General features: G+C 71.6%; 10 protein-coding genes. 9 read left to right on the plus strand and 1 reads right to left on the minus strand.

Annotated features, from left to right (window positions below; genetic code table 11):
• The first annotated feature begins 309 nt into the window (after positions 1-309).
• The 8 genes from KGQ19_RS44870 to KGQ19_RS44905 all read left to right on the plus strand — a co-directional run bounded on the left by KGQ19_RS44870 (position 310) and on the right by KGQ19_RS44905 (position 7,778).
• The gene (locus tag KGQ19_RS44870; protein ID WP_212021101.1) at positions 310-1,053 is read left to right on the plus strand and encodes a response regulator transcription factor; all 744 of its coding nucleotides are present in this window, start codon (positions 310-312) and stop codon (positions 1,051-1,053) included.
• A 4-nt stretch (positions 1,054-1,057) separates the two neighbouring features.
• On the plus strand, positions 1,058-2,584 hold the full coding sequence (locus KGQ19_RS44875; RefSeq protein WP_212021103.1) for a sensor histidine kinase: 1,527 nt from the start codon (positions 1,058-1,060) through the stop codon (positions 2,582-2,584).
• A 119-nt stretch (positions 2,585-2,703) separates the two neighbouring features.
• A complete protein-coding gene (locus tag KGQ19_RS44880) occupies positions 2,704-3,381 on the plus strand; it encodes a hypothetical protein (protein ID WP_212021105.1) in 678 nt (225 codons plus the stop codon).
• 202 nt (positions 3,382-3,583) lie between these two features.
• On the plus strand, positions 3,584-3,904 hold the full coding sequence (locus tag KGQ19_RS44885) for a hypothetical protein (protein ID WP_212021108.1): 321 nt from the start codon (positions 3,584-3,586) through the stop codon (positions 3,902-3,904).
• A gap of 5 nt (positions 3,905-3,909) precedes the next feature.
• On the plus strand, positions 3,910-5,184 hold the full coding sequence (locus tag KGQ19_RS44890; RefSeq protein WP_212021110.1) for an FAD:protein FMN transferase: 1,275 nt from the start codon (positions 3,910-3,912) through the stop codon (positions 5,182-5,184).
• A complete protein-coding gene (locus tag KGQ19_RS44895) occupies positions 5,181-6,260 on the plus strand; it encodes a ferric reductase-like transmembrane domain-containing protein (RefSeq protein ID WP_212021112.1) in 1,080 nt (359 codons plus the stop codon). Before KGQ19_RS44890 ends, KGQ19_RS44895 begins: the two co-directional genes overlap by 4 nt.
• Positions 6,257-7,546 carry an NADH-ubiquinone oxidoreductase-F iron-sulfur binding region domain-containing protein gene (locus tag KGQ19_RS44900; protein WP_212021114.1) on the plus strand — a complete coding sequence of 430 codons (1,290 nt, stop codon included), beginning with the start codon at positions 6,257-6,259 and terminating at the stop codon, positions 7,544-7,546. Before KGQ19_RS44895 ends, KGQ19_RS44900 begins: the two co-directional genes overlap by 4 nt.
• A gap of 1 nt (position 7,547) precedes the next feature.
• Positions 7,548-7,778: a ferredoxin gene (locus tag KGQ19_RS44905; protein WP_212021116.1), complete on the plus strand. Its 231-nt coding sequence runs from the start codon at positions 7,548-7,550 to the stop codon at positions 7,776-7,778.
• 60 nt (positions 7,779-7,838) lie between these two features.
• Here the strand turns inward: KGQ19_RS44905 and KGQ19_RS44910 are convergent, their stop codons facing one another.
• Positions 7,839-9,764 (minus strand): CDGSH iron-sulfur domain-containing protein, encoded by a 1,926-nt coding sequence (locus KGQ19_RS44910; RefSeq protein ID WP_212021118.1) that lies wholly within the window; start codon positions 9,762-9,764, stop codon positions 7,839-7,841.
• 92 nt (positions 9,765-9,856) lie between these two features.
• On the opposite strand from KGQ19_RS44910, the gene KGQ19_RS52385 reads away from it, so the two are divergent.
• Positions 9,857-10,116 (plus strand): helix-turn-helix domain-containing protein (locus KGQ19_RS52385; RefSeq protein ID WP_212021120.1); only part of this gene is annotated, 260 nt, incomplete at its 3' end.

Raw genomic sequence — 10,116 nt, forward strand, 5'->3', positions numbered from 1 at the left:
CCCCGGACCGGGTGGGTCCGGGGGCGGGTGAAGACGGCCGTCGCCGCGTGAGTCTTGTGAAGTCAGAACCTCCATGTCAATGCTCTGGCGGTAAACAAGCACTACGCGAAGATGGCCGCGAAACCAATTACGGATAGGTCCGTTGATGGTGACCGTGCGTGTCGCATGCCGCACGCTAGGCTTCCACCGCGGCCGGGCGGCGGCGCATGACCGGTGTCTACGACCCGCGCCGTAGTGCCGGGCTCTGGCGGTTTCGCCTCATTCGGGCGCTGAGCTCGTGGTCAGCGGGGATTCACCGGTCAGGCGTTTATGGTTGGAGCTGTGGACAGGATCGGAACCGAAGCCGAAGCCGGAGCCGGAGCCGGAGCCCGGATCCTGGTCGTCGAGGATGACGCCGGGATCGCCCAGTCGTTGGTCTGCGGCCTGGCCCGGGCCGGCTACGTGGTCGACACCGCCAGCACCGGCGCCGACGCACTGGCCGCGCCGCCGGCCGACGTGGTGCTGCTCGACCTGGGGCTGCCGGACCTGGACGGGGTCGAGGTCTGCCGTCGGCTGCGGCGGCGCGGCGACGTCGCGATCATCGTGGTCACCGCGCGCGGCGAGGAGCGCGACCGGGTCGCCACCCTGGACGAGGGCGCGGACGACTACCTGGTCAAGCCGTTCGGCCTGGCCGAACTCCTGGCCCGGGTCCGCGCCGTGCTGCGCCGGGTGCGCCCGGCCGGCGCGGTGACGTACGGGTACGGCCCGCTCGCCGTGGACCCGCGCACCCGCCGCGTCACCGTCGCCGGTGCCGAGGTGATGCTCACGCCTAAGGAGTTTGACATCCTCGAGTGCCTGGCCGCCGACCCCGGCCGCGTGGTCTCCCGCCAGGAACTGCTGGAGCGGGCCTGGGACGCCAACTGGTACGGCCCGACCAAGGTCCTCGACGTCCACGTCGCGGCCCTGCGCCGCAAGCTCGGGGTCGAGGGGCTGGTCGAGACGGTCTACGGGCGCGGGTTCCGGCTCGGCCGCATCGCCACCGCGCCGGCATCGTCGGCACCATCAGAGGACTGACTCGGTGACCCGCCGCATCGCCCTCGCCTTCGCCGCCCTGGTCGCCGTGCTGCTGGTGGCGGCCGTCCTGCCGCTCGGCGCGGCGATGCAGTCCCGCGAGGAGGAGTCGTTCCGCTTCGCCACCATCTCGGCGGCCCGCCAGGTCTCCGCGGCGGCCGAGGAGACCCTGGTCGACCACCACCCGCCGGACGCCATGAACGAGGCGGTCGCCGCCGCCGAACGGGACGGTGACTGTGTGGGCGTCTTCGCCGGCACCGGCGCGCTCGTCACGGCGACGAACTGTGGCACCGCCAAGGATTCCGCGGCCATCGCCCTAGCGACTCGCACCCTGTCGAGCAAAAGCGAGACCACCGCACGCTCCGGCGACTGGCTCCGTGCGGCGGTCCCGGTCGGCGACGAGGACGACTCCGGCGCGGTGGTCCTGGCCCGCTCGGCCGAATCGCTCGACCACCGGGTCGATGTGATGTGGGGCTGGCTGGCCCTGACCGCGGTCGCCTGCCTGGCGCTCGGTGTGGCGCTGGCTTTCGCGCTGGCGCGTTGGGTGTCCCGGCCGTTGTTGGCGCTGGACACGACGGCGGCCCGGCTCGGTGACGGCGCGCTGGATGTACGGGCGCCGACCGAGGGCGGCCCGCCGGAAGTGCGGCGGCTGGCGCGGACGTTCAACCGCATGGCTGAGCGGACGGAGACGCTGGTGCATGCGCACCGCGGGTGGGTCGCGGACGTGTCGCATCAGCTGCGGACGCCGCTGACCGCGTTGCGGCTGCGGTTGGATGTGCTGGCCGGGGAGGCTGCTGAGGCTGCGGTGGAGAAGCAAGTCGCGGCAGAGCAGCAAGTCGCGACAGCGCCGCAAGCCGCGGCAGGACAGCAAGTCGCGCCAGAACAGCAAGTCGCAGCGGCCGGTCCGGAATCGCCGACCACCACCCCACCAAATCAAAGCCCTGTCACCTGGCCCGGCCCCGACTTCGCCGCCGAACTGGCCGGCGTCCAAGAGGAAATCGAGCGCCTGTCCCGCCTCGTCGACGGCCTCCTCGCCGTGGCCCGCGCCGAAGCCGTCGTCGCCCGGCGGGTGGCCGTCCCCGTGGCCGAGGTCGCCGCGGAGCGGGTCTCGGCTTGGGAACCGGTGGCGCGCGAGCACGGCCAGCAGCTCATCGCCCCCTCCGCGAGCCGCGCGGCGGCCTCGCTGGCTCCCGGCGACTTGGAGCAGATCCTCGACAACGTCATCGCCAACGCTCTGGCCGCCGTCCCGACCGGCGGGCACGTCCGGGTCGACGCCGTCGCCGACCGCGAGCGCGACCGCGTCGTCCTGCACGTCATCGACGACGGCCCCGGGATGAGCGAGGCGGCCAAGCAGTCCGCCTTCCGCCGCTTCGGCGCCAGCAGCGGCTCGGGCAGCGGCCTGGGCCTGGCGATCGTGGACCGGCTGGTCACCGCGAACGGCGGCGAGGTCCGGCTGGCGGACACCGTCGGCGGCGGACTCACCGTGGTCGTGGAGCTGCCCGCGGCGTCCTCAGCAGCACCTTCTGACGGCTGATCGCGCTCGGGGCCGACTCCTTATATATGTGCAGCGGTTTTCTTTGCCTTTTCTGAAGAACCGACGCGCCATGCTGTGTCCCGACCGCCCCCGCCATCGCCGGAAGGACCCGTGTGACCGTGTCTGCGCCGATTCAGTCTCGACGTCGCGCCCACGTCCGCGGCGAGTCGGCTGATACGGCTGATACGGCTGATACGGCTGGGACCGCTGACGACACCGGCGCCGAAGGCAACGAACGCCTCACCGCCATCACCGGCACCCTGCTGCTCGTCCTGTTCGCCATCGAGGGCGTGACGATCCTCCAGCTCGGCGGCCTGCTCTACTGGCACTACTTCTTCGGCTTCCTGCTGGTCGGCCCGGTGTGCGTGAAGATCTGCTCGACGCTCTACCGCTTCGCGCGCTACTACACCCACGAGCCGGCCTACGTCCGCAAGGGACCGCCGATGATCGCGCTGCGGGTGCTGGGTCCCTTCGTGGTCCTGACCTCGTGCGCGGTCCTGGTGACCGGCATCCTGCTGGGCTTCGCCAAGTCCGAGACGGTCGCCGGGCTGCCGATGCTGTTCCTGCACAAGGGCTTCTTCATCGTCTGGGCCGGCGCGATGACCATCCACGTCCTGGCCTACCTCTGGCGCCTCCCGCGCCTGGTCGCCTCCGACGTCCTGGGCGTGCGCCGAGTGCGCGGGGCGGCGACGGCGGTCGGCGGGAGCGCCCTGCGCTGGTCGGTGACGGTGGCCGGACTGGCCGGCGGCCTGGTGTTCGCCATGGCGGCCGCGCACTTGTCATCCGCCTGGCGGTGAGCCGACTCGCGACTGTCTTCCCCGGCGCCCCTCCTGAGCTGCGGCTGATGACCGTGCTGAAGATCTTTACTTTCTCTGAAGAACTTCCGAACCTGTTTCTCATGTGTGCCGGGTAAGTCTGGTGGCGTACTGATTGGCATGATCCTCACCGCGCGGCGGGCCGGCCCCGACGGCGGACAGCGTCCGAATGGGAGCCCAGCCGATGGATGCCAGAACGCGCGACGCTATCGCCGCCCGCGACCGGGCGGTCAGCAAAGTCAGCCACACCACCTGGCGGATCGGCGGCGTCGCCGCGATCGGGGCGGTGGCGATCGGGGCCGGCTTCGCGCATGTGCTGCCGAACCACCTGCCGCACCTCAACCTCGGCGGCACCTCCGGATCCTCAGGTTCCTCAGGCGGCTCGAACTCCTCGGGCGACAACGGATCATCGAACTCTGGCAACAGCGGTGGGGTCCAAAGCCCCAACACCGTGCCGCAGCAAGGATCCGGCAACGGCAGCCACGTCACGTCCGGCGGGTCCTGACCGCCATGGCTCCGGGCCCCACGGCGGCGAAAGTCGGCCGCGCCGAGTTCGCGGCGCTCGGCGGCCTCGCGGTAGTCCTCACCACCGACCCCGAGGCGATCGAGCACGCGGCCGAGGCCGTTCGCGCCGAAGTCGCCGCGATCGACAAGGCGTGCAGTCGATTCCGCGACGATTCCGACCTCTCGCGGGTGAACGCCGACGCGGGGCAGCCCGTCGAGGTCGGTCCGCTGTTCGCCGAAGCCCTGGCCGCCGCGCTGTGGGCGGCCCGGATCACCGATGGGGACGTTGACCCGCTGTGCGGTGCGTCCGTCCGAGCGCTCGGCTATGACATGGACTTCGCCGATCTCGTGGCCGGCCCCGTGCGGACGGCGGTGGCCCGCGCCGGGGCCCGCTGGACCGCTGTCATCTGGGACGCGACGCGGTCCACGGTCCGGATCCCGGCCGGGACCGCGTTGGATTTCGGCGCCACCGCCAAGGCGCTCGCGGCGGACCGGGCGGCCGGACACGCCGCCGCGGCCGCGGGCTGCGGCGTCCTGGTCAGCCTGAGCGGGGACATCGCCGTCCGCGGCCCGGCGCCCGAGGGCGGCTGGCACGTCCGGGTGACCGACGACCACCGCAGCGGCGAGGAGGTCCCCGGCCAGACGGTCGTCATCACCGAGGGCGGCCTGGCCACATCGAGCACGACGGTCCGGGCCTGGCAGATCTGGTCGGACGAGACCGCCTCGCAGCGCATCACGGTGCACCACATCGTCGACCCCCGCACCGGCCGCCCCACCGACGGAGCCTGGCGCACCGCCTCGGTCGCCTCGGCCAGCTGCCTGGACGCCAACGTCGCGGCCACCGCCTCGATCGTGCGCGGGCACGCCGCCGCCGAATGGCTCGCCAGGATGCGGGTGCCCGCGCGGCTGGTGCACGTGGACGGCTCCGTGGTGACGGTCGGCGGCTGGCCGGCCGACTCGGTGTCCACCGCCGCACCCGCGATCAGTGCCCTGCCACAGTTCACCGAGGTGACTGGCGCGACCAGCACCACCAGCACCACCAGCACCACCAGCGCGACCAGAACGGTCGGCATGGCCGACGTGACCGGCGCGGCGGACACGGCAGGCCTGACCGGCACAGCTGGCGCGACCCGTGTGACCGGCGCGGCGGACGCCGACCCGCCGAAGACCGTGGTCATCTCGAACTGGACCGGCCAGCGCCTCATCCCGCGCCACCGGCGCCACCACCGCCATCCGCACCACCGTCCCAACCCCCACCCGAACCCCGGCGGCGGCGGATGATCCTCGCGTCCAACGTGGTCGCCTCGAACAGTTGGCTCTGGTACGCCACCCGGGCCACCGGCGTCATCGCCCTGATCCTGCTCACCGGCAGCGTGGTGCTGGGCATCGTCGTGCAGGTGCGCGCGGCCTCGCGGCGCTGGCCCCGGCTGGTGACGCTCGGCGTGCACCGCAACCTCTCGTTGCTGGTCCTGGCCTTCCTCGCCTTGCACATCCTCACCGCGGTCGTCGACAGCTACGCGCCGGTCGGCTGGCTGTCGGTGATCGTGCCGTTCGCCTCGTCGTACCGACCGCTGTGGCTCGGCTTCGGCACGGTCGCGTTCGACCTGCTGATCGCGGTCACGATCACCAGCCTGCTGCGCACGCGAATCAGTGCCCGACTATGGCGTCTGGTCCACTGGGCCGCCTACGCCTGCTGGCCTTCAGCAGTCATCCACAGCCTGGGGACCGGCTCGGACGCCAGACAACCGTTCGTCCTCGGCGTGACGATCGCCTGCGTGGCCGCAGTGATCCTGGCCGGCGGCCGGCGGCTCGTGTCCGGCTGGCCCGAACACGCCGTCGCCCGGGTCGTCGCCGGGGTGACCGCGGCGGTCGTGGTGATCGTCGGCCTGGTCTGGACGGTCACCGGCCCGCTTCGCCCCGGCTGGGCTTCGCGGTCCGGGACGCCGGCCGTGCTGCTGGCCCGAGTGCAGGCCCCGGCGTCCGGGGCTTCGGCGCAGACCTCACAACTGCCGACGCTCCCCTTCTCCACGAACGTTTCCGGGACCACCAGAACCGCCTCGTCCAACTCCGGCACCAGCACCGTCACTCTCAACGGCCGGGGCGCCGATCCGGTCGTGTTCCAAGTCGTCATCAGCGGACCCGCGGCCTCCGGAGGAGGAGTGCAGATGACCAGCAGCCAGGTCTCCTTCGGCCCCACATCGAGCCCGCAGCAGTACACCGGCCAGGTGTCCGCGCTGAACGGCGGCAGTATTCAGGCGACCGTGACGGACAGCGGCGGCAGCCGCATCACGCTCAGCCTCGACCTCTCCCTACCCGGAACCGCCCTGAGCGGGTCGCTGTCAGCGAGCGCGTCATGAGCGCCGGGCCGCGCCTCACGGCGACCGGGGCCGCGTACGCCGATCTCGCCGCGCACGTCCGATGCCACGGCCCGCTGCCGGCCACCGATGCCGCGCACATCATCGACATCGTCGAGCGGTCCGGCCTGACGGGACGCGGGGGAGCGGCGTTCCCGACCGGGCGGAAACTGCGGACGGTCGCGGGGAACGCGCGCCGATCGGGAGCGGTCCTGATCGCGAACGGGTGCGAGGGCGAGCCGGCGAGCGCCAAGGATCGCAGCATGCTGACGAAGGCGCCGCATCTGATCCTGGACGGGATCACGCTCGGCGCGCGGGCGGTCGGTGCCGATCATGCTTATCTGTGCGTGCACGAAGGACAGGACGACCTTCTCAGGATGCTGCAACGTGCCCAGGCGGAGCGACGGACCGCCGGACTGCCGGACGTCGAGCTCACCGTGACCGAGGTCCCGAACCGCTACGTCGCCAGCGAGGAGAGCTCGCTCGTGCACCTGCTCAACGGCGGCCCGGCGCTACCGCTGTCCACCCCGCCCCGTCCTTTCGAGCGTGGCGTCCGGGGTCGGCCGACGTTGGTCGACAACGTCGAGACGTTGGCGCAGCTCGCTTTGGCGGTGCGGCACGGCGCCGACTGGTTCCGTTCCGCGGGTACGCCGGACGCCCCCGGCACCGTGCTGGTCACCCTCGGCGGGGCCGTCGCCGCGCCGGGTGTGTACGAGGTCGAACTCGGTGTGGCAGGCGCCGATCTGCTGGCGGTCGCCGGCGGCCCTTCCGAGCCCCTGCAAGCGGTTCTGGCCGGTGGCTACTTCGGCGCCTGGCTGCGTGCCGATCGCTTCGCGGCGGCACCGATCACCTCGCGCGGGCTTCAAGCCGCGGGTGCGGCGATGGGCGCCGGGATCTTCCTGGCGCTGCCCGCGACGTCCTGCGGCCTGGCCGAGACCGCGCGGATCGCGCAGTACCTGGCTGAGCAGAGTGCGAACCAGTGCGGGCCATGCCTGAACGGCCTGCCGGCGCTCGCCGACGCTTTAACCGTTCTGGCGCATCGCGGCGGTCGCAAGCCAGCCGGGACCATCACCGCGTTGTCGCCGTACGTCACCGGTCGCGGCGCCTGCCGACACCCGGACGGTGCCGTGCGCCTCATCAACAGTGCCCTGACAGAGTTCGCGGCCGACGTCCGGACGCACGCTCAACGTGGTCCCTGCCAAGGGCTTCGGCGCGCCCCGATCCTCCCGGTGCCGACACCGGAGCGGACTGCGACGCGGACCGGCGGCCGAGTCCCGGCGGAGGTGTGACATGCCCAGACGACAGCGCGACCGCACCCTGCGGGTGGATCCGATCAAGTGCGAGGGGCACGCGCTGTGCATCGAGGCGTTCCCCGAGATGATCACGCGCGATCCCTGGAACTATCCGGTCCTCAACCCGCATCCCGTCCCGGACCATCTGCTTCGGCACGCCGAGCACGCGGTGACGGTCTGCCCGGTGCTGGCGCTGCGTATCGTGACCAGCGATCGGGAGCGGAAGTAGGTGCCAGGGCTGAGGCCGTGGCGGCGACCCATCACACCGCCGCCACGGCCTTCGTGGGCACTACGCGGGCTTGCCGGCCTGGATCCAGCGTTCGAAGGCGTCGGTCCGCTCCTTCGGCCACGCCCCGTCGCAGGGCATTGACCCCTGCCGGAGCCGGGCGAGGATGGCCTCGGCGTGCCGGCTGACGTCATCGTGGGACCACAGGTCGAAGACGAACTTCATCGACTGGTGGTCCATCGGGCGGAACAGGGTTTTGATGTGCTTGTCGAAGCTGATCGGTTCGTTGTCGGCGGGCAGGGTCATGACGGGTCCTTCCGGTTCGGTCTGGACGGCCAGGGCGGAGACTCTCGCGTCGGGAGTGGCGTTGCAGACCCACCACCAGCGGGGGACCGGCATGTGCATCGGCGGGTGCGCGCCCGGCTGGGAGTTCTCCAGGGCGATGCGTGATCCCCACTCGATGTAGGAGACGAACGCCGCGCGGAACTCGGGGTCGCTGGGCAGCCCGGCCTCCCCGGCCGACTGCACGATGAGCTGTGCCCAGCGGGCGCGCTGTTCCTCGGTGAGTCCGCGGCCCATGTGCTGGCTGACCATGCGGTCGTAGCCGCCGTAGTCCTCGGTGTAGCGGGCCGGGCCGCCGAACGTCTCGCCGAGCCAGGCCGCGACGCGTTCGGGGTGGTCCGGCGACATGTTCGCGAAGACCGGGGCGAGCAGCGGGTCCTTGGGCACGTGCTTCTCGTAGAAGAGGCGCGTCATCCGGGTCAGCGCCGGCAGGCCTCCGCACCACTGGAAGAGCGTGGGCTCCGACGGTGCCGGCGGGTCCTGGAAGTCGACGTACCAGTGCATGCCGCTGCAGAACGGCTTGTTCTGGGACTGGCCGCAGCGGCACAGGCTGTAGTGCTCGGTCGAGGATCCCTCGGCTCGCGGCTCCGGTTCGCCGTCCGGGCCGATGAGCGGGATCGAGCCGGTCACCCGGTAGGGGCCGTCTTTGGAGACCTCGACGGCCGGCGGCCGGTTCTGGTCCACCTGCTCCCGGGCCTCGCGGTCCTCGATCGCGAAGCTGAGGGCGCCGGACGGGCAGGCACGGACGGCGCGGACGATCTCGTCCATGCGGCCGCCGCTCGGCGCGACGAACGGCTCCCGGCCCTGACGGAAGACGGTCGGGAGGCGGTCGGTGCACATGCCCGAGTGCGCGCAGACGCCACGGTTGTCGTAGACGGTGACCTGCTGACCGGGGTACGTGTCGCGGCGGTCGGCGACCCGGGTCGGATTCTTGGCGCCGGTGAAGCCGTTGGTCGCGTGGGCGCCGTCGCAGATCGGCTTGGTCGCCGAGGCGCCGCAGCGGCACAGGGCCAGTTGGGGACGGACCGGGAGCGGTTCGCCGAGCCAGGTGGTGACGGTGTCGGCGTTGGTGACGAGGTAGGGGCCGTCGGCGGCGGCCTGGATGGTGTTCGGGAGGTTGGACTGGAGCTCTGCCAGCTGCCTGATGCGCACCGCGGTCTCTTCCGGGCTGGCGGCCAGACGACAGGTCAGGTCTTGAAGCGCGGCGGTGGCCTCGATCAGCTGGGTCGGTGCTCCCGCGGCGGCGCGCAGGTCGGTGGCGGCTTGGGCCAGGCGCCAGACTTCGGCGTCGATGGGCCGGTGCCCGGCGGGCGTCGCTTCGGTGGGTGCGGTTGCGGTATCGGCGCCATTGCTGGCTTCGGTGCCGGCGTCCGTGCCGGCGTCAGTCCCGGACGGCGCGAGCAGAGTCAGTGGCCTGATCACCGAGTCTGCCAGCTGGATCAGGACACTGCGAAGCAACTCGGGTTCAGGTCCGGGTTCCGGTTCCGGTTCGGCGGCGTTCGTGCCCGCGTGATCGGCGTGATCGGCGTGGGAGTGGATGTGGGCGTCGGTACCAGACAGGGCGTCGGTGATGTGGCGCTGGACCTGGCGGACGTCCGCGAGCAGCTTCAACAGAGCTGCTGGATCGGCGTCATCACTATTGATCATGTGTTTGCAGCCCCTTCGTGACGGCGACTTCCCCGTGGCCATCGCCTTCATCGATACGGTACAGGGTTGTATTGCATGGATACAATCCAGACGTGCACCGGAACAGAACGCCACAGGTCGGAGCCCGTTCCGCGGGCCAGGGGAGGGCCCGTGACAACGCCATCGACGCCCGCATCCTGACCGCCGCCAAGCGCCAACTGGCGGTGCTCGGCTACGAGGGCATGTCGATCGCCGCGGTCGCACTGGAAGCCGGCACCACCCGCCAGGCCCTCTACCGCCGCTGGCCCAGCAAAGCGGCCCTGGCCGCAGCCGCCGTCGCCAACGTCGAGCAAACCCCGCTCGACACCCAACC

This window comes from Catenulispora pinistramenti (genome assembly GCF_018274385.1).
Classification (GTDB): Bacteria; Actinomycetota; Actinomycetes; order Streptomycetales; family Catenulisporaceae; genus Catenulispora; species Catenulispora pinistramenti.